A 24,881-nucleotide genomic window follows, 5' to 3' on the forward strand; every position below is an offset into this window, starting at 1 on the left:
AAATTATCTCAAAAAATCTTTTTGAATTTTTTTCAAATTTCTATCTATATCTTTTCTTTTCAAAGTTTCCCTTTTATCGTGAAGTTTTTTCCCTTTTGCAAGTGCAATTTCCACCTTTACTAACCTTTTTTTTGTATAAACTGAAAGTGGTACAATTGTGTAACCTTGTTCTTTAATCTTGGATTCCCATTTATTGATTTCTCTTCGACTCAAAAGTAATTTTCTCACTCTTGACTCTGGCACATTGTTAATATTTCCAAATTCGTAAGGTGTTATGTGCATATTCATTCTGAACCTCCCATTTCTTACGTCATGGGGTTCTAAAATCTTTAAAAATATTCAAAAATTTTCTAAGAAGTTTGATAGCTTTACACTACCCTTATTCTTTTAGGCGTGTTCAGCTCACCTCTATTGTATAGGACGCTTAAGTCCACAACTTTACTTTTTCTTAATATGTTTAATGCTCCATTACAATCTGCATTTATGAGTTTACCTTTTTTTGTTTGATATAGTCCTCTTTTTATCCTTTTTCCACTGAATACATATTCTTGTAGATTTTCTTTATCATATATTGGAATTTCATCTCCATCAAAGAAACTTGCTTTTGATGTATAACTTTCTTCTTGTAGTTTAAATTCTATTCCATATAGTTTACATAGATATATTAATTTATCTCTTAATTTTCTATATGGTATATTTACAAAATTTTGATTATTTATACTTCCTATATTTGAATTTCTTTGAAAGTCCTCATTATATCCTAGAACTAGTTTTCCTATATCATTATTAAGACAATAATTTATTATTATTCTTGCTGCTTTTGAAAGATAATCTTCTATGCGATTATTTCGCCTTCTAGCTATTCTCTTTTGCCTTAATGTTGTGCATTCAGTCTTTTGTTTATCTTTTATACTTTGTAATTTTGCATTTATCTTATTATAGTATTGATTAATAGATTTTAATTTTCTACCGTCTATTAGGAATGAAGCTCCAGCATTAGTTACACAAGTACAAAGATTATCTATACCTAAATCTATTCCTAGTCCATTTTCTTTATTTAATTCCCTTTGAACTTCTTCTACTTCATAAGTATATTGAATTTCAAAGTACCTAGAATGTTGTTTAGGTATTATTCTAATCTCCTTTATCTTCTTGTCTTTTAATATTGGCGGTAGTTTTATTGCGATTTCCTCATGTGTCTTTCTAAATGAATTTGAATAAGGAACTATCAGAATATCATCTTTTAATCTAACAAATCCTATAACAAGAGTTGTAAAACCATCCTTAGCAAGATATTTAGGTAATTTTATTTTTTTAATATCATATTGACCATTTTTAGCAAGTTTTAAAAGTCCAAAAAATGATTTAAAACTTCCGTCTGCTTCTTTTAGAATTTGTTGAGCCATATTAGAATTTAACTTCTTATAGTTCTCACTATTTTTAAGCATTTTATAGTTTTCATTATAACTTAAATACTTTTTCTTATTAAAATAGTATTGTCTAACATTATATATAGCTTCATTAGTTAAGTTCTTGGCTATATGAGATAAATATTTTAAATTTCTAAACTCCTTTTTACTAAGATGTTTTACCTGTTGTTTTAATGTTAAATACATATATAATCACCTCCTTTTCATCAGAGATATTATACTATATATTCTACATTTTAACTATCAAAAAGTAATATTTTTTATTTATTTTTAAATATTTTTAAAGTTTTTAAAACCCCACAACAGTGGGAAGCGTCGTTCACATAAGTGCGCTACTACTTATGCAGTTCTCTTATGAACTTCTTGTTATCTCTAACAAGCACAGACTATATCTTATCCATATCCTATTTCAAGGACTTAGGCGAAACCACTTCCAATACCAATCGCTTGTATTGTACTCCCCTCACGAGGGATAGTCGTTGAACTTTCCTTTTCAGGCTTAGCTGCTGATTGTCTATTATCATAATACTTAGGTTTTAACCTTATACCATCTAGTATATTTTTTCTGATTTCTCCACTATCACACTTGTACCATATTTTAACGAAGATACTATGTTGTAGTTATACTAGCTTTAAGAGTTCCCAGCAATTCAGTTTCTTTGTTGCACAGTTCTTTCTGTGTCTACATACAAGTTTCCCTATATGCTTACTAAAATTCTCAAACAATTCATCTCACGACTAAAAGTCGCGAGTGTTCTTGCATTATTTAATAAAAACTTCATTTCTTATAATTCTTACGAAACTCTCTTTTATACTTATCTTACCAGCTTTTACAGATTTTACTTCTGTTCCCACAAGCTCGATTCCAGCCTCCAATTTTTCCTCTATAAAATAGTCATGATACGCTTTTTTATTTTTTGCTAAAATCATATCTTCCCCCTTTTATTGACTTGCTATTCCAAGTGAAAATAGTTTTATTAAATCTTTATTTTCATTTGCGTTAAGTAGCCATTTATCTCCATCTTTTACATAATTTATTTTAAAATTTTCATTCACAAAATTTACTTTATTTTCTTTAAATTTTTGTGCAAAGAAACTTTTTGTAAATTTTATTATTTCTTGTCTTGCTTGTTCATCCGTCATTTGTTTACTTTCAATAAATTTTGCTTTATCTTTTATTTGAATGTAGTACTCTGGCATAACACTCGTAATATTAGGATAATTTACTTTAAGGTCCATTTGAGCTTTATCACCATTTACTTCAACTTTTTTTATTTTATATTTTATTCTTTTAAATCCTTCCTCAATGATTGAAAACTCCTCTTCGCTAAGATTTGAGCTCATTTTTTTTACTTTGTTGTAATCACCGGTTTTCATAATTTTCATAGTGTCATCAAAATTTTTTTCGATTTTTTGCTCCTCTTTATTTCCACAGCTTATAAGCATAAAAAAACAAAAACTTATTAAAATTAATATTTTTCTTTTCATAAAAACTCCTCACATAATAAATTTACATTAATTTAGGACAATGTATGATCCTTTTTAAATACTATTTTATAATTTTTTACAATTTTTAAAAAAATTAGCTTAAAATTTAAAAATGAAGTTACTAAATAATTCTTTTTATTTTCATTTTCAATTTGTTTCGCTTTTTTCTTCTTCAAACGGAATAACTTCAATTTCCATCTTTTCGTAACTTGCACTCACAACGCTCACTTTTAATGTATTTCCCATCGTAAAGCTCTCATTTGTCCTTTTATTTATAATTTTAAAATTTTCTTCATCGTAAATAAAATTATCCCGTGAACTTGTAATATTATAAACAACTTCTATATGATTTTCAAGTTCCATAAATATTTTATTTTTATTCATTCCACTAAGTCTAGCTATAAATGTTTCACCAATTTTATCTTGCATATATTCAATTAATTTAATTTTTACACTATCTTCTTCCAATTTATCGGCAATTCGTTCGGTTTTGGAAATATTACTTGCTATCGCCTCAAAATCAGATAAATATTTTGTTTTTTCCCTCTCATTTATAAATCTTTCAATCGAACGCCCAAGCATCCTGTGGACAACTAAATCTGAATATCGTCTAATTGGCGAAGTAAAATGCAAATAATATTTAGAAGCCAGGCCAAAATGCCCAAGATTTTTATTTGCATATCTTGCCCGCTGCATAGCCCGTAAAATTAACTTGTGAATCAAATATCCTTCTGGTAGTCCCGTTGTTTTATTTATAATATTTTGAAATTTTCCAGGATGAATTTCATCCATATTTTTTAGTGAATATCCAAATTTTATAAGCGTTTCATTTAACGCTTGAATTTTAGCCTTGTCTGGATCTTCGTGAACCCTGTAAATCGCTGGAGTTTCTTCCCAAAATAATTTTTCTGCCACAGTTTCATTTGCAATTACCATAAAATCTTCAATTAACTTTTCAGCTTCCCCACGAGAACGAAGCTTAATATCTTTTACAAATTTATTTTCATCCAGCACAACTTTTATTTCTGGCAGTTCAAAATCAATACTTCCTCTTCTCTTTTTATTCGCACGAATTATTTTAGAAAGTTCCAACATATTTTTTAGCATTTCTGAAATTTTTTCATATGTTTCAAAAACCTTTTTATTTTCAAAAAATATTTCTTTTTTTTCTTCAGACAAATTCTCATTCTTTTCGTTTTTTTCGATTTTTTCATCTTTTTGATAATCAAAAATTTTATTCACATCGTCGTAAGTCATTCGATATTTAGACTTTATAACTGATTTATAAAAATTATTTTTTATAACTTTTCCTTTTGAGTCGATTTCCATCTCAACCGAAAAAGTTAGTTTATCTTCGTTTGGATTAAGCGAACAAAGATTGTTTGACAATTTTCTTGGAAGCATTGGAATCACTCTGTCCACAAGATAAATCGAATTTCCCCGCTTTAGTGCTTCACTGTCAAGTGCAGTATTTTCGCCAACATAATGAGAAACATCGGCAATACTTACAATAAGCTTGTATCTATCTTCTTTTTTTTCAACATACACGGCGTCATCCAAATCTTTTGCATCCACTCCATCAATCGTAATGATGTCAAGATTTCGCAAATCTTTTCTATTTGAAAGTTCATCTGTAAAATCTTCATCAATTTTATCTAGTTCTTTTAAAACTTCATTAGGAAACTTTTCTTCAATTCCTTCATTCAAAAGCAACGACGAAATTAAAACTTCTGTATCTTGCGGATTTCCCAAGACACTTACAATTTCTCCTTCTGGTTTTCGTGTATCATCTCCCCAAAAATCAATTTTTACAGCAACCAGATCTCCAGTTTTTGCGCCTTTTATAAATTTTTTTGGAATGTAGATGTCGCTTGTAGAATTTTTTGGACGAACAAAGCCAAAGCTCAAATTGTGCTCAAAAATCCCAACTATAATCTCTCTGTTTCTCTTAATTACATTTACAACTTCGCCCTCTCTTTTTTTAGAACTGCTACTTTCTTTCAAAATTCTCACCAAAACTGTATCACCGTTCATTGCGGTATTTAAGTACGCACCTGGAATAAAAACGCTATGTTCACCCAAAATGTCCAAAAATCCAAAATTCCCATTTCCAATAGAAATTTCTCCCCGCAAAAATCCTTCTTTTTCAGGCAAAGTGTATTTTCCATTTCTCTTCAAAAAAATTTCGCCCTTTTCTTCCCAGTGATTTAATAATGTTTTATAAATTTTTCTTTTTTTAGGACTCCACTCCAAAAGCTGTAAAATTTCCTGAAAATTAAATTCATAATCCTTTAACACTTTTTTTAAATATCTTAGCTCTTTTTCTTCCTTTTCTTCAATTTTTTTTATTTTTTCTTCCTCATGTTTTTTCAAATCTTTTTTATTTTCAAAACTTTTGTTTTTTTTATTTTTTTGATTCCTCTTTTTATATTTTTTTTCTCTCATAATCTCTCACCTTTTTTCTTGCTAAAAAAATTGTCCCAAAAAATTAATGAAACAAAAAATCATTAATTATTTTAGGACAACTATTTATCACCCGATATTTGTTTCTCCATCTATTTGAATTACAACACTTTGAATATTTGAAAAATTTTTCAAAATTGTATTCGACACCGCCTGAGAAAAACCATTAAATAATTCAGGATTTTTTTTCAAATTTAGAAACTCTCCATTTAACTTGACAACTGTTGTATTAACATTATTTATTCTCAAATTATAAGCGCTTCTAAATTTCATATTTTCATTAATAAAATCTGAATTTTTTATAATTTCATTAATAAAATCTCCTTCGACTAAATTCAACTGTCTAGGAATTGTCACTTCCTTTTCATTTACAGTCTTACTATTTCTATCATACACAAAAATAGTAATTGTCTGATAATTTTCTGCGTTATTTTGGATTCTCTCCTCTTCCGAACCTTTATCCACAGTAACTTCTATCGTGTCTTTGTGATCTTTATCATAAAAACTCGTAGCTACAACTCCAGCTGTTACCAACACAAGTATTATCACCCAACCATTTTTTCTAAAAAAACCTTTTTTTTTCTTAATTTCTTCTGCCATAATTTTCTCCAAATATTCGTAAACCTAATTATTTAAAATATTGTCTAATTCCATTAGCAATAGCTTGTGCTGCTCTTTCTTGACCTTCAGGTGTTAAATACTGTGATAAGTCACCGTAGTTATTCATAAATCCTAATTCCACCAAAATTGAAGGCGAATTACTTCCCCGAAGCACTGCAAAATTTGCTCCAAAAACTCCTCTTCTTCTAAGTCCAATAGTGTTTATAAGATTATCTAACACAGTTGTTGCAATAGCTTGACTTTTTTTCTGATTTGTTCTATAAAATATATCTTTTACGACTAAATCTGAAAATGGCGTATCTCCATAGCTTGAATCCACTCTATTTTCAATCTGTGCAACTCTTGCAGCATAACTTCCTTCATCTTTTTTACTAAAGTAAAATACTTCTGTTCCATTTGCCGATGAGCTTGAACCTGAATTTAAGTGAATACTTATAAAGAAATCTGCATTTGCATCATTTCCAATTTTAGCTCTTGTATCTAATGGTACAAAGAAATCTGAATCTCTTGTCATTATAACATTATAATCCCGTCTTAAATTGTTAGCCAATCTTGTTGCTACTTGTAATGCTATATCTTTTTCATTATATCCATTTCCTCTTGCACCTGAATCATGTCCACCATGTCCTGGATCTACAACAATAGTATATTTTTTATTTCCTGAAGTGGAATATCTTGGACCTGTCGATTGCTGTGGCTGTGTATAAGTACTTGTGTTATTATTTGGTCGTGAGTAACCTGATTGCTGTCTTGAACTTCCTATACTTGTAACTGTATTTGGTCCACGTGTTGTCGATACCGCAGGATTTCCATCTCCATTATTAAATGTTACTTCAACTTCTTTGTTTCTTGTAACTATTTGATATTTTGTCGATGGTTTTAAATAAAACATCAATGAAGTTGAAGAATTACTTTCATATACTTGAATTTTACTTATATACTGATCGTTTACAGAAGTAGTCTGTGGAATTCTTCCAGATTTTGAAGTATTCCAAAAACTTAAAACTAGAACATTGTCATTTCCAACTTTTGTAACAACTGTTCCCGGCATCATCTTTTTATTTTCTCTGAACACACCTTTAAATGTTCCATTACCGTAATTTATACTTTCTAAATTTTCTGCAAATATGACAGAACCTACTAAAAATAATAAAAATACTAATATTTTTTTCATTTTTCCTCCTTAAAACTTATCCTTTCTAAAAAATTATTTTTTTTCTACACTTGAAATAGATGTTTTCAAAACTGTTAATTTTGCATTTTTATCAACTTTGATTTCGACAGTTTCGCTTAAGACATTCGTAATTGTTCCTAAAATTCCTCCAGAAGTAATTACTTTATCCCCAACTTTAAAATTGTCAATCATTTCTTTTTGTTGTTGTTTTCTTTTTTTATTTGCAAGATATGTTGGTAAAAATATAAGTACCAATAAAATTATGTAAAATATTATTACAACAGTTGTGTTTTTCATTTTCGTTTTCTCCTTAATCTAAGATATTTTTAATTATACCACAAATTCTTATATGTTTCAATTTTATATTTTTTTGTTATACTTGATTATATATGATATCCCTAAAAAAAAAGAACTATTTTTATCAAATAATTCTTTTTTCTTATTATAACCCTGCTCCAAATTCTACACCTTTTCCAGAATAGTTGAATTGAATATTCTTTTCTGGGAACGGTGTTATTCCAAATTTCAATGAAATAACTGGATAATAACCTAACTTTTTGTTATTTGGTTTGTCCCATTTCATTCCTGCACCTATTTCCCATTCGACGTTTTCGAAACTGTGGCTTAATGTTGCCATTCCCAGTGTTAATTTATTTACTTTTTTGGCATACCAGGAACTTTCATATATTTCTGGATCAGACGCTTTTGATGCTCCATTTTGAACATATTGTAATTTTCCACCGATCCACCACGGTTTATCTGGATCTTTTGAAAACATGTATTTTGATTCAAATTCATGTCTTCTAAAATCGAAAGTGCTGTTACGAGAAGGATCATTTCTATAAATTCTATCAGGTCTTTCCATTACAAATGCGTATCTGACAAAAAATTTCTCCAAATATCCCGCTTCAACTTTAAAACTTAGATCATTTATTTTGTCAAATCCTTTCATTCCACTTGGATTCGTTGCGTCAGAACCATCTATTTGCATATCCATACCTATTTGAAAGTATTTTTTTTGACTTCTCAAACTTTGTAATTTTTTATTAAAATCATTTAAACTAAATTTATTTTGACGATAATTTTCTTCTTCGACATAGCTTTTATATGCTTCTTCTTCTTCGCTACTTAAAAATAATCTATTGTCATCCTTTACTACAATTTTATCAACTATATTTTTATTTGTATCTTCAATAGAAAAATTTTGTGTATTTGAATCTTTTACTGTATTTGAATTTTGTATTTCATTTTCTAAATTTTTTGTATCAAGATTTCCCAAATCTATTTTTTCAGCTTCTTCTTTTTCAGCTTCTACATCCGCTAAATATCTTGGTTTTGCATCATTTTCATATCTATATAAAAAACCGATTGTCGTATAGTCATTTCCACGAATATATCTATCATCAGAAACATTTGTAGGCGTATTTTTTAAATCTCTATAAGTTTTTTTCCCAAATCCGAAATTTACTCTAAAATAATGATCCGATTCAAATTTCTTATCTTTCATTTTTTTTGTATCATACACAAATCCCAATCTGTGGTAATTCGTTTTTAATTTTAGTGCAGGAGAACCAAATGTTGCTGTATTTCCAAAAATATCATTTGCTTTTAATACTAAGTTTGAATATTCAAATCCCCATTCGTTAAAATTTATTCCAAAAGTTCTGTCTTTTAATGATTCTTTATATATTTTCTGATTCCATCCAAGACTCGTATTTAATGGAAACAACTTTTTGTTCTTTTCTGAAAATTTATATAAGAAATTATCTCCATTGTTTGACAAAAATCCATATTGAAATTCTCTGTTAAAATCTCTTTGAGATTTAAAATGTTTAAATTCGTATTCATCGTTACTTTCTAAATCAAAACTTACAAATCTCTTTCCAGCTATATCCGCTTTAAAATAATTTCTTACATATCTATTTTTTAACCAGTTATCCCGAAAATGTCTATCATTTCTTAAGTTTAAATTGTAGTTAAATGTAACATTTCCAATTTGATAAATAAAATTATTACCAAATCCTGTAGCATTTGTTGGAATTTCTACAATGTCGTATCCCCCATACATTGCACTGTCAGCATCTGTTCTTTGAACTGTAAATGTTGCATCATTTGTCACCTTTACATCATATTTGTTATTTTTTTTGTACGTGTTATCAAAAAGTGTCGTAAATAATCTTGTGTCCATTGTAAAAATATTCATTGAAGGTTTTTGTCTTATCGTATTTCCACTTGCATCAGTTGCAACTTCATATCCAGTTGTAGAATTTAGGTCTTCCACCTTTCTCCCTTTTCTAAACTTTGGAACTGCCACACTGTTGTAATCACGATTTTCAAATCCCACATTAAATCCGACAAATGAATCTTTTAGCGGCAAGTCAATTCTGTCATTTCCAACATTAAATTTTTGACTTCTATATTTTTCATAAATAATTTTTTTAGCTCTTCTAATTGTTTCATTATCTTCATAAACTTTATAAATTCTGCTCTCATCTTTCGTTGAGCTATTTAAAAATAAACTGTTGTAATTTTCATTATCTCTTGTATAATCATATTCGTATTCTTTTTTTTGTACGTCAACTTGTTTTACTTGTGCGCCAAAATACAAATTATTTGAAAAATTCTGATATCCAGTTCTCGGCTCATATCCAAAAAATTCATATTTTTTGAATGGATAATAATTTCCGAAAGTTAATCCCCATTCTTGCCTTTTGTCATAAGCTGTCTTTTGAACCCAGTGAATTGTCTTATCATCACTACGGTCTCTCATTCCAAGCAATTCTCCGTACTCATCTTTATTTGAATCCAAATAATCAAATTTTATTTTAGGTCCTCTAAAATTAAGACCATAACTTCTTTTTTTCTATAAGAATTCAAATCTCCGACATAACCGGGATTGATATCACGAAAATCCTCATTATCAACCGTGATTTCTACATCCTTATTCCCATTTGTGTATTTTATGCTTTTGTACAAATCAACATCGGTTCTTCTCGGATCAAGACTATCATCTTTCATAATTTTATCATTTATGTCAGTCAATGCCTTTAATGCCTTTTTATCTTGAGTCCAATAATATTTTACATTCAATTCCCCATTTTGTCCCAATTCCTGATTTATATTCGCATCCCAAAATCCAATGTGCTTATATTTATTCACAAACGCTGTATAATCATCTTTTAACTTCGACCCATCAACTGCGTACATCAAATTCGTCGTAATATTTTGATAATTAATGTTCCAGATTCCATATCCAGCATCATAAAATTTTCTGTCTTCCTTTGCTTTTTTCGGGACATTTTTAACTTTGTGATTCACACGAAAATCCCACTCTTCTTTATGATTTCCAATGGGAACAACAAATCTATTAACCAAAATATTTCCTGAATTATTTCCCCAAAATGAATAGTCATTGGAAAATTTTAGTGCCAATTTTTGTTTTGTACTTAACTCAAAATCGACAAATCCCTGTGCAAGCGGTCCTAAATCGTAGTCAAATCCCATTATTCCAAAAAGTCCCCTGTCGCTGTCCATCCCGACATATGGAAAAAGTGTTGCTCTTTGGCTTGCAGGTTTTAGTGAAGTTACATAATACGGTAATTTTAACCAAGTTTTTCCACCAGCAATAACTTTTATATCCCTTGCAATCGCTTTTCTATTTGGATAAATTTCAAGTTCACTAGCTTCAATTTTATAATTTGGTTTTTCATAAGGACTTGTTGTAAACCATCCATTTTTTACTGTTACTTTTTTATTTCCCTCACTCAAAGTTTCCTCGCCACCATATCTGAGCTTCATATTGGTATCATAACTTTCAGAGTTATAAATTTTGGCTAACTTTGTATCCATATCAAAAATGAGGTTATCAGCTTTGACTTTTTGTGAACCTTGATTAAATTCCACATCTCCCGAACCCATAATAATATTTTTATTTGGAAGTTTTTTTAAGTTGTCCGCTTTTATTTTTATATCTTTATATTTAACAGTAACGTTTCCTTGTGTATTTATTTCTTCGGTGTCTAAATTTATTTTTGAACTCTCTGTTTCTAATTCTACCATTTCTGCACGTAAATTTTCAAAAAATATAATATAAAATAGAAAAACAAACAGCACTTTATATTTTAGTCTTCTCATAATTTTTTCAACCTTTTTAAAGTTTTTATTTTTAATAAATTTTCTGTATTTTTAGAATTATTATATCACATTTTTTTAAATAATCCAAAAGTCAAATTCTTCAGAAACTTTATCATATTTTTTATCTTTTCCTAAAATTTCCACAAACTCTTTAAAAGATTTTTTTGTTCGCTCCAAATAAGTTTTATCTCCTATCAGCTCTTCAATTTTTTCAGTAATTCCATGCCAAGCTTCATAAATTTCATCAATTTCGCTTAACCCTTTTTCAGTTATTTTTGTAAAAGAGTTTTTCCCCATTTTTTCCCGCACGACATATCCTTTTGACACCAATTTATCCACAAATCTTGTAACTGTTGACGGAGCTATCGCAAGAGAAGATGAAATTTGGTTCACCGAAAGTCCATTTTTTTCTTCTTTTAATAGCATCATTAAAAAAGCGTGAGTCGGACAAATGTCTATTTTTTCAAATGCTTCTTCTGCAATCTTATTTATCATTCTAAACATTTTTGAAATTGTAAAATATAAATACTCGCTTATTTCTTTTTCAATTTTATTACTGTTCATCATATCACTCCTTTTCATTCTTTAAAATTATAACTTGTACTTCCATCTAGTGCATCTTTAATTTCTATTCCCAAATCTTTCAAATTATCTCTAATCTTGTCAGATAGTTTAAAATTTTTCTCAATTCTTGCGTCTTTTCTCACTTCCAAAAGTAAGTCAATCAATTTATCAGTTAATTCACTGCATTTCTCGCATTTTTTTTCGTTTTCCAATTTTATTCCGAGTACATTTTCAATTTTATTTTTTAGCGATTCATATGAACTTTTTATTTCACAAATAACATCTTTTCCGTTCTCAAATTTAGTAAGAAGTTTATTTGTATATTTAATTTGCTCAAAAATTGTAGCCAATGCTTGTGGCGTATTCATATCTTCATCCATCGCCAAAACAAATTTTTCGTCAAACTCTTTAATTTTTTCAAAAGAATTTTCATTTTCAGATAAACTTTCTTTCGTCAAATTTACTGCATCTTCAAATTTTTTCATCGCATTTACCATATTTTGCAAAGTTTTTTTTGTATCTTTTAGTGCTTCGAAAGAAAAATTAATCGGCTTTCTGTAATGAGTGCTCACCATAAAAAGTCTCACCACATTTCCAGAAAATTTTTCCAAAATTTCACGCAGTAAAAAAAAGTTTCCTTTTGATTTGGACATTTTATCGCCATTGATCTGAACAAAGCCGTTATGCAGCCAATAATTTGCAAAATTTCCGTGATAAGCGCAACTACTTTGAGCAATTTCATTTTCGTGATGTGGAAAAATCAAATCCTGTCCCCCACCGTGAATATCAAATGTATCTCCCAAATATTTTTGCGACATTGTACTGCACTCTATATGCCAACCAGGTCTTCCTTTTCCCCAAGGTGATTCATAAAACGGCTCATTTTCCTTTTTACTTTTCCAAAGGACAAAATCCAGTGGATTTTTTTTTATTTTAGAAATATCAATTCTAGCTCCTGCTTCCAGCTCATCAATTTTCTGATTGGACAATTTCCCATACTCAGAATACTTTTTCACCTCAAAGTAGACATCTCCATCTTTTTCATAAGCAAAACCATTATCTACCAATTTTTTTATAGTTTCTATTATTTCAGCAATATTCTCCGTAACTTTTGGTCTTTTCACCTCGCTCAAAATATTTAACTTTTTCACATCTTCAAAAAATCCATTTATATATTTTTTAGTAATTTCTTCGCACGGCAGTTTTTCTTCGTTAGATCTATTTATAATTTTATCGTCAATGTCCGTAAAATTTTGTACAAACTCAACTTCATAATTTTTATATTTAAAGTATCTAGCCAATACGTCGAAAACAACAATCGGACGAGCATTCCCCAAATGTATGTAATTATAAACAGTAGGTCCGCAGACGTACATTTTTACTTTATTTTCTTCAAGTGGTACAAATTTTTCCACTTTGTTTGACATTGTGTTGTAAAATTCCATCTTACCTCCTAAATCTAATTTTTCAAATCATTTTTTATTTCTTTTTTTAAATAATTTTCCCAATAGAATATCCAACTCAATTTAATAACAATATAAATTGGTATTCCAATAAACGCCCCACCAATTCCAAAGAGCGCTCCACCAATCAAAACTACAAGAAGTGTCGTAATTGGATGCATTTTTACTGATTTTCCTGTAAGCCAAGGTTTTACAATGTTAGCTTCAATAGTTTGAACAATTGTAACTATCACAACAATGACAATTACTAAATTAAATGATTTTGTTGCAGCAAAAAATATCACGGGAATAAGTCCGATAAATGGTCCTAAAAATGGTATCACATTTCCAAAACCGATAATTATAGAAAATAAAACACTGTAATCCAGTTTCAAGCAATAAAAAATTATAAAAGACGCTATTCCAACAATCATACTGTCAAGCACTGTAACTAAAATATATTTCCCAATAGTCTGATCTATCTTTTTCGCTAAATCAACCAATTTCCCTTCACTGTCAATCTCAGATAAAAATTTTTCTATCCAAATTTCAATATTGTCGTAACTAAAAATAAGCATAATTGTAAAAATCGGTGTCATAAAAAGTAGTGTAAATGTACTACTTACAATGGAATAACTAGAAGTTAGAAGTTGTACTGTTATATTAATGATCACATCTTTAGAATTTATAATGGCGTTTTTTAAATCAATGTTGTTGGCTTCCATAAAACTAAACGCTTTTTTTTGAAAATTTCCCTGATTTTTCAAAAAGAATTCGATTAAACTCGAAACCTGCTTTGCAATTAAAGGAATAAATGCAAGAACAATATATATAAAAATTGCAAAAAATATTGAAAGCACAAGTAAAATTGCCAAATTTCTATTTTTTATGAGCTTTTTAGCCGCTTTTTTTTCATTTTTTTTATTGCTTATCATATCAATGATTGGCATTAGTGAATACACAATAATAAACGACAAAATAAACGGGAAAATCGTGCTTATAGCAAGATTAATTGGCTTTTTAAAATAATCGTAAACCTTAAAAAAAAGTAAAATTGATAAAAACAAAAGTGTCACTACAATTAGCACATTTTTCATTTTTAAAATTTTTTCTTCATCATAAAATTTCATTTATCTTCCTTTCCAAATTTTTTATCCAAAAGTTTTATCAGCCTTTTTGTTAAACACTATTTCAATCGGACATCCTTCAAATCCAAAATATTCCCTAAGTTTATTTTCAATATATCTCTTATAAGAAAAATGAATTAACTCGGGATTATTTGTGAAAAATACAAACTTTGGAGGAGCCTGGCTAATCTGTGTTGCATAATTAATTTTAACCGCTCTTCCTTTTCGAGTCGGCACAGGATTTTGTGCAACAATTTCTGCCAAAATCTGATTTAATATTCCAGTCGTAACTTTTTTATGATATTCTTCATTTATAAATTTAGCCTGTTCCAAAATATTAAGTGTCCTTTTTCCTGTAAGTGCTGAAATTGTAATAATTGGAGCATAATCCAAAAACGCCAAATCTGCTTTAACAAGTTCAGTAAACTCTTTTACACTATTATCATTTTTCTCAATCAAATCCCACTTATTAATTGTAATAATAATCGGCTTTCTTTCATCATAAATCATTCCTGCAATCCTTTTGTCCTGATCCGTCAGAAGTTCTGTTGCATCCAGCATAAGTACACAAACATCTGCTCTTTTAATGGCTTTCATCGCACGAAGCACACTGTAATATTCGATGTCATCCTCCACTTTAGATTTTCTCCGAATTCCCGCAGTATCAATAAGGGTATACATATCTCCATTGTATTTTAAAGCCGAGTCAATTGTATCTCTAGTCGTTCCAGCAATATCGCTCACAATCGAACGCTCTTTATTTAATAGTTTATTTAAAAGTGAAGATTTTCCCGCATTTGGTCTTCCAAGAATCGCAATACTAAGTCCTTCTGAAATTTCTTTAACATTTTTATCTTCAAATTTTTCAATTACAGCATCCAACAAATCCCCCAAATTCGTTTTATGCTCCCCTGAAATCCCGATAACTTCTTCAAATCCAAGCCCATAAAATTCAAAAATATTTTCCTTCTCCTTTATATAGTTGTCAATTTTATTGACAGCCACAATAACTTTTTTACCTTGTTTACGAAGAACAGTTGCCACATCCTCATCAAGCCCAGTAATTCCAGCTTTTCCATCCACCAAAAATATAATTACATCCGCTTCATCAATTGCAACTTGTGCCTGCTTTTTAATTTTACTCATCATGAAATCTTCTGTTCTAGGTTCAAGACCACCTGTATCCACAAGTATAAATTTTTGTCCCAACCACTCCATCTCACGATAAAGTCTGTCACGAGTAACTCCAGGTTCATCTTTCACTATTGACAGCCTATCTCCGACCAGTTTATTAAACAATGTTGATTTCCCCACATTCGGTCTACCAACAATCGCTACAGTATGTCTCATTTTACCTCCATTTTCATTTTTATAATATCATTTCTAATCTTTTATTTGTATATTCAATTCATACTCTCTTATTCTAACATATTTTTCACTTTTTTATTAGTCTTTTTTCGCAAGAGGGTAAACTTTTTTGTAAATAAAAAAACTGCTTCATAGAATTATCTTTATGAGACAGTCTTTTTTCTTCCACATCCAGTGAACTACTCCCACTTGTAGAATTGGGAGCTTCTTGGGAAGTATCTGCGTATGACTAGCCAAATATATTTACCAAGCTCTTCGGGTAGTTCCTACCCTGATATATTTTTAGTGTAATACATTTTGCTATAAATGTCAATCAAACATGCAATTCATCTCCCACTTATAAAAAGCCTACGACTTCTTGCTATCTTTTTGTTAAAAATCTAAAACTTTTCTATTTCAAAAAATACACTAAATATCTAAACTTAAATCAATTCCTGCCAATTTAAGAAAAAAATCAAATACTGATAAAATGCCACCAGAAAAGTATTTATTTGCCAAATACACTATTAATATTATTATCACAACTCCATATTTTTCAATATAACCGTAAACTCTTCTAATTTTTTCAGAAGAAAAGAAATAAACAATTCTTCCGCCGTCTAAAGGAGTTATCGGTATCAAATTAAAAATTCCAAGTAAAAGATTAATCAAATAGAGATAAATAAAGATTTCCACAACAATATTATTTATTCCAAGTCTATGTCCAATAATTCTAAGCACAATCAGCGAAATTGCTGCAAAAATAAAATTCACCGTAACTCCGGCAATACAAACACAAAAAATCCCCTTTTTTTGAGGAGTCAATTTTGAAAAATTCACAGGTACAGGCTTAGCCCATCCAATTAAAAACTTAAATCCACAAAGAAATATAACAGCAGGAAAAATAATACCCAGTAAATCAACATGCTTTAATGGATTTAAAGTTATTCTCCCCATATTTTTTGCCGTATCATCGCCAAAACAATATGCAACATACCCATGTGCAATTTCATGAAAAGTCATTGAAAATATATAAACCACAAAAATGATTATTATATTCATCGACATTTCAAGATTTTCAAAAAATTTAAAAATAAGAAGGATAGTCACTAACAAAAATATTCCTATTCTAAATTTAAAATTTCTATTCCAAAAAGATAAAAATTTATCGAAGAATTCTCTCATATTCATAAAAAACCGCTCCAGAAATAAAAAAAAGTGGCGTCCCCGGTTGGACTTGAACCAACGGCCCTCTGATTAACAGTCAGATGCTCTAACCAGCTGAGCTACGGAGACGCAGAAAAGAAAAAGTTTGGCGATTACCTATTTTTCCTAGTGAACACTAAGTATCGTAGGCGTAAACAGACTTAACTTCCGGGTTCGAAATGTAGACCGGGTGTATCCCTGTTGCAATAGTCACCAAACAGAATATAAAGGGTATTGAAAAAAGGCAATGAGAAATAAATAGTAGGCTAAGTAAAAGACAAAAAAGCTTAAGTAATATTAGTACTGGTCAACTGAACGCATTGCTGCGCTTACATCTCCAGCCTATCGACCACATAGTCTATGTGGATACTGGGAATACTCATCTTAAAGGGGGTTTCTCGCTTAGATGCTTTCAGCGATTATCCTAACCAAACGTGACTACTCAGCCGTGCCACTGGCGTGACAACTGATACATCAGAGGTTTGTCCATCCCGGTCCTCTCGTACTAAGGACAGAACTTTTCAGTATTCCAGCGCCTGCAGTGGATAGGGACCGAACTGTCTCACGACGTTCTGAACCCAGCTCGCGTGCCTCTTTAATGGGCGAACAGCCCAACCCTTGGGACCTTCTCCAGCCCCAGGATGAGACGAGCCGACATCGAGGTGCCAAACACTTCCGTCGATATGGACTCTTGGGAAGTATCAGCCTGTTATCCCCGGGGTAGCTTTTATCCGTTGAGCGACGGCCCTTCCATCAGGGACCGCCGGATCACTAACTCCTACTTTCGTACCTGCTCGACCCGTCGGTCTTGCAGTCAAGCTCCCTTATGCGTTTGCACTCGAAGGCTGATTTCCATCCAGCCTGAGGGAACCTTTGAACGCCTCCGTTACTCTTTTGGAGGCGACCGCCCCAGTCAAACTGCCCACCTAGCACTGTCTCCGGTAAAGGATTAGAATTCCGACAACATATGGTTGGTATTCCAACAGTGACTCAGAAAAGACTGACGCCTTAACTTCGAAGTCTCCCAACTATCCTATACACACATTGTCAAAACCCAATGCCAAGCTACAGTAAAGCTCCACGGGGTCTTTCCGTCCTACTGCAGGTAGTCGGTATCTTCACCGACATTACAACTTCACCAGGTCTCCAGCCAAGACAGCTCTCAAATCATTTCACCATTCGTGCAGGTCGGAACTTACCCGACAAGGAATTTCGCTACCTTAGGACCGTTATAGTTACGGCCGCCGTTCACCGGGGCTTCAAATTGGAGCTCTCACTCCTCCTCTTAACCTTCCGGCACTGGGCAGGTGTCAGCCCATATACGTCGCCTTACAGCTTAGCATAGACCTGTGTTTTTGGTAAACAGTTGCTTGAGACTCTTCACTGCGGCCTGTTTCCCCTTGAGGTGTTTCTCCTCTTAAGTATATCAGGCACCCCTTCTCCCGAAGTTACGGGGCTATTTTGCAGAGTTCCTTAGCTAGAGTTATCCTGTCGGCCTTAAGTTTCTCACTCTGTCCACCTGTGTCGGTTTAGGGTACGGGCACTGACGAGTCTTGTTAGAAGTTTTTCTAGGCAGTGTAGGATTTGTGACTTATGCAAAAGCACTTACCCGTAGGGTCTCACCTATAGGCACGCGGATTTACCTGCGTGCCCAGGCTAGGTCTTTAGAAAGGCTATTCCGACAGCCTTCTCACATACCTTACTGCGTCACTCCGTCACTCAGACGACTGACAGTGGTATAGGAATATTAACCTATTTACCATTCGCGATCACATCTCTGCTTACGCTTAGGTCCCGACTTCCCCGGGGCGGACGAACCTTCCCCCGGAAACCTTGGACTTCCGGCCGGAGGGATTCTCGCCCTCCTTCTCGCTACTCATTCCTGCATTCTCACTTCTGATGTCTCCAGCAGGCCTTACGGCCAGCCTTCGTAGACCTACAGAACGCTCTCCTACCAAGCGGCTATGCCGCTTCCACAGCTTCGGTTTATGTCTTTAGCCCCGTTACATCTTCGGCGCAGATACTCTCGACCAGTGAGCTATTACGCACTCTTTTAAGGAGTGGCTGCTTCTAAGCCAACCTCCTGGTTGTCTGTGAATATCCACCTCCTTTCCCACTTAGACATAATTAGGGACCTTAGCTGGTGGTCTGGGCTGTTTCCCTTTTGTCCATGGACCTTATCATCCATGGACTCACTCCGAATCAGTAATAAATGGTATTCGTAGTTTGCTTGATTTCGGTAAGCAATATGCCCCCTAGATCATACAGTGCTCTACCCCCACATATCTAAAATTCAGGCTGCACCTAAATGCATTTCGGAGAGAACGGGCTATTTCCTAGTTCGATTGGCTTTTCACCCCTAGACCTATCTCATCTCCCAACTTTTCAACGGCGGTGAGTTCGGCCCTCCACTGAGTCTTACCTCAGCTTCAGCCTGGACAGGCCTAGATCACTAGGTTTCGCGTCTATGACCAGCGACTATGTCGCCCTGTTAAGACTTGGTTTCCCTTCGGCTTCATTAATTAACCTTGCCACTGATCATAACTCGCAGGATGATTAACCAAAATCCACGCAGTCACACATAAAGTGCTCCTACCGTTTGTAAGCACACGGTTTCAAATTCTATTTCACTCCCTTGCACAGGGTTCTTTTCACCTTTCCCTCACGGTACTCTTCACTATCGGTCAATAACAGTATTTAGCCTTACGTGATATGGTCCACGCAGATTCACGCCAAATTCCTCGTGCTTGACGCTACTCGGGAGTTTCAAATCATAGCACAGCATATACGACATACAGGACTATCACCTTCTATGGTTCAGCTTCCCATCTGATTCTTCTTACTGCTATGCTACTTAGACATTATGGCATAAGTCGTATGAAATCCCACGACCCCGTACCGGCAACGCTGCCAGCTTGGCACCGGTACGGTTTAGGCTTATCCCCGTTCGCTCGCCGCTACTGAGGGAATCGTTTTTACTTTCTTTTCCTCCTGTTACTTAGATGTTTCAGTTCACAGGCTTACCGCTTTCGCGCATACCATCTGAGTATGCAGGTTACCCCATTCGGAAATTCAGGTGTCATTGATTATGTGCATCTCGACCTGACTTATCGCAGCTTATCGCGTCCTTCATCGGCTGTTATTACCTAGGCATCCTCCGTGTGCTCTTAATTAGCTTTTTTTTATTAACAGAATAAACTATTTTGTTGTAATCTTTTACCTACTATTCATTTCCCATTGTCCTTTAAAAGAAAAACTGTAAAGAAGAAGAAAGTGTAGAAACAAACTCCTTAGAAAGGAGGTGATCCATCCGCACCTTCCGGTACGGATACCTTGTTACGACTTCACCCCAATCACTGTTCACACCTTAGATGCCTTCTTCCGAAAGGTTAGACCGGCAGCTTCAGGTGCAGACAACTCTCGTGGTGTGACGGGCGGTGTGTACAAGACCCGAGAACGTATTCACCGCAGCATTGCTGATCTGCGATTACTAGCGATTCCAACTTCATGAAGTCGAGTTGCAGACTTCAATCCGAACTTGGACTGGCTTTGGAGGTTAGCTAGGCATTGCTGCATTGCGTCTCTCTGTACCAGCCATTGTAGCACGTGTGTAGCCCAGATCATAAGGGGCATGATGACTTGACGTCATCCCCACCTTCCTCCTGCTCTTCGCAGGCAGTCTCGCTAGAGTCCCCAACTTAATGATGGCAACTAGCGATAGGGGTTGCGCTCGTTGCGGGACTTAACCCAACATCTCACGACACGAGCTGTCGACAGCCATGCACCACCTGTCACTCGGTTCCCGAGGGCACGGTGATATTACTATCACCTACCGAGGATGTCAAGATCTGGTAAGGTTCCTCGCGTTGCGTCGAATTAAACCACATGCTCCACCGCTTGTGCGGGTCCCCGTCAATTCCTTTGAGTTTCAGCCTTGCGGCCGTACTCCCCAGGCGGATTACTTATCGCATTAACTTCGGCACGGACACTCTTCATGCCCACACCCAGTAATCATCGTTTACAGCTAGGACTACCAGGGTATCTAATCCTGTTTGCTCCCCTAGCTTTCGCACTTGAGCGTCAGTTATCGTCCAGTGAACTATCTTCATCATCGGCATTCCTGCACATATCTACGAATTTCACCTCTACTCGTGCAGTTCCGTCCACCTCTCCAATACTCTAGCAAAGCAGTTTCCAAGGCAAGCTATTGGTTGAGCCAATAGTTTTCACCTCGGACTTGCAAAGCCGCCTAGATGCCCTTTATGCCCAATAATTCCGGATAACGCTTGCGACATACGTATTACCGCGGCTGCTGGCACGTATTTAGCCGTCGCTTCTTTAGCAGGTACAGTCAGAACTTCGTCCCTGCTGAAAGCACTTTACGATCCGAAGACCTTCATCGTGCACACAGAATTGCTGGATCAGGGTTGCCCCCATTGTCCAATATTCCCCACTGCTGCCTCCCGTAGGAGTAAGGGCCGTATCTCAGTCCCCTTGTGGCCGTCCACCCTCTCAGGCCGGCTACCTATCATAGCCTTGGTAAGCCGTTACCTTACCAACAAGCTAATAGGACGCAAAGCTCTCGGATGGCATTGCTTTTCATGAGCCGGCTATGCGGCAGGCTCATAATATCTGGTATTATCAGTCGTTTCCGACTGTTATCCCGGACCATCCGGCAAGTTCTTTACGCGTTACTCACCCGTCCGCCATGGTTAACGCGGTGCAAGCACCGTTTCCCCATAGACTTGCATGTGTTAAGCATTCTGTCAGCGTTCATCCTGAGCCAGGATCAAACTCTTCATTCAACAATATATTAAATTTCACCTTACATATTTTTTTAATCTATCACACTTAAATTCTTCTTCTTTTTTCATTGTCCTTTTGCGACACTTTTTGTATCGACGAAATATATTATATCAAAGTTTCTTTTCCTTGTCAACTACTTTTTTCCCTATTTTTTTCTTTTTCATTTTTTCAATTTGATTTTTAATCTTTTGTAGATTATTTCTCTTCTGCAGTGCATCGTTTCTCTTTTTCTTGTTCCTTTTTATTATTCTAATAATCTCCTGTCTTTCATTTGTTAACTTCCGATATTCCTCAATTGTATTTCTTAATTCCATAACTTTTTTTATTAAATAGTATTTTCTTGCAACTGGTGTAGTAAATGTCTTTAAATTTTCTATATTTAATAAATATATTGGTATCTTTGAGAAATTTTTTATATCATTTATCCTGCTAGAAGTTGAAATTATTATTATCTGTTCGTACCTTTTTTCTGTTTTATTTATGTTTTTTTTAAATTCACTTAAATTAAAAACTTCTACTATTTCCAAAAACCCCGATATCTTCCAGATCTCATTAAATATTCTCATAATATTATTTTCTTCTATGTCCATCAAAACTATAGTTTTTATCCTTTTTATCTCTTCTTTTGGCACATATATTTTTTTTATTTTCCTGTCTATAAATTCTTCATCGTTATGCATTTTTCTTTTCTCTTCAATCTCATAAAGCTCTATACCTGAATTTTCTTTCAATGAGAGTTCTTTAATTTTTTTGTTTATATCTTCTATTACTGACTTTTCTTTTTTTGACTTCGTTTTCAAGTTTTTGTAAAGATCTTTTACTATTTTGGGATAAAATTTTATGTTTTCTTTTTTCAAAATCTTTTTTATCATCGTAAAATATTTTTCTTCCATTCCATTTTCAACAGATACTTCTTTTTCCATTTCATATCTCTGAGATTTCAAATCCATTAAAAATTTTGTTAATATTTTATATTTTTCCTTCATAGAATTTATACTGCTATTTTCTTCCAGATATAAAAATATTTTTCTTTGAATATATTTAATATTTTTTATATCCAATGTTAATTCTAGGTTTTTAATGTAAAAATTTTCTGAATAAATATCATTTTTCTCATTTTTTAGCCTTTTTAACAGAATTTCTTCTAGAAATTCTCTTCTGATTTTATTTAGCTTATATCCCTTATTTCTAAACAATTCTTTTATATTTATAGAATCTTTGTACTCTTCATAACTTATCCCATATTTAAATAACACTTTCTGAACATCGCTCTTTATCTTATTTTTTTCATCTTCCTTTAAATTTAGTTTTTTTATTATTCTATAAATACTTAATTTTTTATCACTGAAAAGTAAGAATAGTTCGATTAGTTCTCTTCTATAGGTTCTTTTTAATTTCTTTTCTTCGCTCTCTAATTTAAAAATCTTCTCATTGTAACTTCCAAAATAATAAACATAACTGTAATTACTATAAACAACTTCTGCATTGATTTCTTTTAAAACATCATTAATCTTCATAAGTATATATTTTAACTGTCTAAAATTATACCTACTTTCTATATCTCGCTTACTTACAATCTTAAAATTTATTATCTCCCTTAATAAATCCTTTTCTTCCAAGTCCAATTTCATTACATAAATCACCTTAATTTATAACTATTAAAACTAATTTAATAATATCAATTATAAATATTATTTTTTAGGTGCTTTTATAATTTTAGTAATCTTGATTTTTAAACTTGTAATTAATTTATTTTGATTAATTTTTAATTAAAATTAATTGTAAAGAACTTTTTATAAAAAGGATATTTATATTTTTATAGTTAATTTATCTATTATTATCATAATTTTTCTATTTATATAGATAAAATAAAAAAGGTGTTGTGGAGACACCTTCTTTATTTTTTGGAGAGAAAATCAATTCGTGAAAATTGATTTTATCTTAGTTATATATAAATATAGCTAAAACCATAATTATAGTTGTGAACTTTTTTCACAAAATTTCATTAAAATTCTTTTTTTATTTCTTCAACCCAAGCGTCGATTCTTTCGTCTGTTAAATCAGATTGATTTACTTCGTCCAATGCAAGTCCTAAAAATTTGTCGTCTTTCACTGCTCTTGATTCATTGAACTCATATCCTTCTGTTGAAGTATTTCCAATTACAGTTGCTCCTGTTTTTGAAATTTCTTCATTTATAATAGCCATTCCGTCCATAAATGTGTCGGAAAAAGTTCCTTGATCTCCACTTCCGAAATATGCTACCTTTTTCCCAGCTAAATTTAAATTAGCTAAATCGTCTAACACTGCTTGCCAGTCATCTTGCAAATCTCCAAATCCCCAAGTTGACGTTCCTAAAATTAATACATCAAAATCTTCAAGTTTGTCTACATTTCCATCAATGTTAAAAACTTCTGCTCCATCAATTTTTTCTGCAATTCTATTTGCTATATCTTCTGTAACTCCAGTTGTTGAACCGTAAAAAATACCTACTTTTGCCATTTTCTAACCTCCGTTTGATTTAATTTATATTCTATATCCAGTCTTTATTTTTAAAAAATTATATGACTAAATATATCACATTTTACTTTGATTGTCAAATTTTTTTAAAATTAACAATTTTTTTTATTGTATTATATCAAAATAATTTAATTTAGACAACCATTTTATTTTTTTAAATTTAAACTCTAAAATTAAAACTGAAAAAAATTTAACTGACATATAATAATAAATATATTTAGCATTTTATTTCGTTTTTGATTCTTGCAACAATATGTATTCTAACAACAATTCCAAAAAATGGATTATGAAAAGGATTTGTATTTCTTCTATATTTTTTATGACAAACCTCCAATATCTATAATATTTGGTTATATTTCAATTTTTAAAGAATTCTTTTCCACTTCTTGGATTTGGCTTTTGTATAATAAAAAGAGGAAAATAAAATTTTAAATTACTTGTTTTATCCAGCTCATCTTTTGATTTTGGAATTTTTAAGATTATATTTTAAAATACCATTTTTTGCTAGGTTTATGACAAAAAATTTATCTCCATTCAAATTTTTAAAAAGGCAAAAGTGCT

14 protein-coding genes, 1 tRNA gene, 3 rRNA genes and 2 pseudogenes are annotated in these 24,881 nt (G+C 32.3%); all 20 read right to left on the reverse strand.

The features are described from left to right. Positions 1-3: 3 nt before the first annotated feature. Positions 4-288 carry an SsrA-binding protein gene (locus AXF11_RS05010; protein ID WP_197416852.1) on the reverse strand — a complete coding sequence of 95 codons (285 nt, stop codon included), beginning with the start codon at positions 286-288 and terminating at the stop codon, positions 4-6. An 80-nt stretch (positions 289-368) separates the two neighbouring features. Next, complete coding sequence (locus AXF11_RS05015) at positions 369-1,616, reverse strand: RNA-guided endonuclease InsQ/TnpB family protein (RefSeq protein ID WP_068155507.1); 1,248 nt, start codon at positions 1,614-1,616, stop codon at positions 369-371. Positions 1,617-2,198: 582 nt separating this feature from the next. Continuing rightward, a pseudogene (locus AXF11_RS05020) lies at positions 2,199-2,360 on the reverse strand (SsrA-binding protein); the annotation flags it as partial. Between the two features lie 12 nt (positions 2,361-2,372). Beyond that, positions 2,373-2,918: a hypothetical protein gene (locus AXF11_RS05025; protein WP_068155509.1), complete on the reverse strand. Its 546-nt coding sequence runs from the start codon at positions 2,916-2,918 to the stop codon at positions 2,373-2,375. 147 nt (positions 2,919-3,065) lie between these two features. After that, entirely contained in the window at positions 3,066-5,363 is a 2,298-nt protein-coding gene (gene rnr, locus AXF11_RS05030) for a ribonuclease R (RefSeq protein WP_068155511.1), read from the reverse strand. 87 nt (positions 5,364-5,450) lie between these two features. Further along, positions 5,451-5,981: a GerMN domain-containing protein gene (locus tag AXF11_RS05035; protein WP_068155513.1), complete on the reverse strand. Its 531-nt coding sequence runs from the start codon at positions 5,979-5,981 to the stop codon at positions 5,451-5,453. 28 nt (positions 5,982-6,009) lie between these two features. Next, the gene (locus AXF11_RS05040; protein WP_068155515.1) at positions 6,010-7,176 is read right to left on the reverse strand and encodes an N-acetylmuramoyl-L-alanine amidase; all 1,167 of its coding nucleotides are present in this window, start codon (positions 7,174-7,176) and stop codon (positions 6,010-6,012) included. A gap of 33 nt (positions 7,177-7,209) precedes the next feature. Beyond that, entirely contained in the window at positions 7,210-7,473 is a 264-nt protein-coding gene (gene yajC / locus AXF11_RS05045; RefSeq protein WP_068155517.1) for a preprotein translocase subunit YajC, read from the reverse strand. A gap of 145 nt (positions 7,474-7,618) precedes the next feature. Continuing rightward, a pseudogene (locus tag AXF11_RS11075) lies at positions 7,619-11,310 on the reverse strand (LptA/OstA family protein). 75 nt (positions 11,311-11,385) lie between these two features. After that, positions 11,386-11,874 (reverse strand): MarR family winged helix-turn-helix transcriptional regulator, encoded by a 489-nt coding sequence (locus AXF11_RS05055; protein WP_231724777.1) that lies wholly within the window; start codon positions 11,872-11,874, stop codon positions 11,386-11,388. A gap of 14 nt (positions 11,875-11,888) precedes the next feature. After that, complete coding sequence (cysS, locus tag AXF11_RS05060) at positions 11,889-13,319, reverse strand: cysteine--tRNA ligase (RefSeq protein ID WP_068155521.1); 1,431 nt, start codon at positions 13,317-13,319, stop codon at positions 11,889-11,891. A 14-nt stretch (positions 13,320-13,333) separates the two neighbouring features. Continuing rightward, positions 13,334-14,446 (reverse strand): AI-2E family transporter, encoded by a 1,113-nt coding sequence (locus AXF11_RS05065; RefSeq protein WP_068155522.1) that lies wholly within the window; start codon positions 14,444-14,446, stop codon positions 13,334-13,336. 21 nt (positions 14,447-14,467) lie between these two features. Further along, the gene (gene der, locus AXF11_RS05070) at positions 14,468-15,793 is read right to left on the reverse strand and encodes a ribosome biogenesis GTPase Der (protein ID WP_068155524.1); all 1,326 of its coding nucleotides are present in this window, start codon (positions 15,791-15,793) and stop codon (positions 14,468-14,470) included. Between the two features lie 426 nt (positions 15,794-16,219). Next, positions 16,220-16,981, reverse strand: a complete 762-nt coding sequence (locus AXF11_RS05075; protein WP_068155525.1) for a site-2 protease family protein — start codon at positions 16,979-16,981, stop codon at positions 16,220-16,222. A gap of 28 nt (positions 16,982-17,009) precedes the next feature. Beyond that, a tRNA-Asn gene (locus tag AXF11_RS05080) sits at positions 17,010-17,086 on the reverse strand. 14 nt (positions 17,087-17,100) lie between these two features. Then, positions 17,101-17,214, reverse strand: a 5S ribosomal RNA gene (gene rrf / locus AXF11_RS05085). Between the two features lie 59 nt (positions 17,215-17,273). Continuing rightward, a 23S ribosomal RNA gene (locus tag AXF11_RS05090) occupies positions 17,274-20,178 on the reverse strand. A gap of 112 nt (positions 20,179-20,290) precedes the next feature. Beyond that, positions 20,291-21,801: ribosomal RNA gene (locus tag AXF11_RS05095) — 16S ribosomal RNA — on the reverse strand. The 16S, 23S and 5S rRNA genes sit together here with 1 tRNA gene alongside, the layout of an rRNA operon. A 111-nt stretch (positions 21,802-21,912) precedes the next feature. Then, a complete protein-coding gene (locus tag AXF11_RS05100; protein WP_068155528.1) occupies positions 21,913-23,433 on the reverse strand; it encodes a hypothetical protein in 1,521 nt (506 codons plus the stop codon). A 374-nt stretch (positions 23,434-23,807) separates the two neighbouring features. Next, positions 23,808-24,302 (reverse strand): flavodoxin, encoded by a 495-nt coding sequence (locus tag AXF11_RS05105; RefSeq protein WP_068155529.1) that lies wholly within the window; start codon positions 24,300-24,302, stop codon positions 23,808-23,810. Positions 24,303-24,881 lie beyond the last annotated feature (579 nt).

Origin of the sequence: Leptotrichia sp. oral taxon 847, assembly GCF_001553645.1 — a bacterium.
In the GTDB taxonomy this organism is placed as follows: Bacteria; Fusobacteriota; Fusobacteriia; order Fusobacteriales; family Leptotrichiaceae; genus Leptotrichia.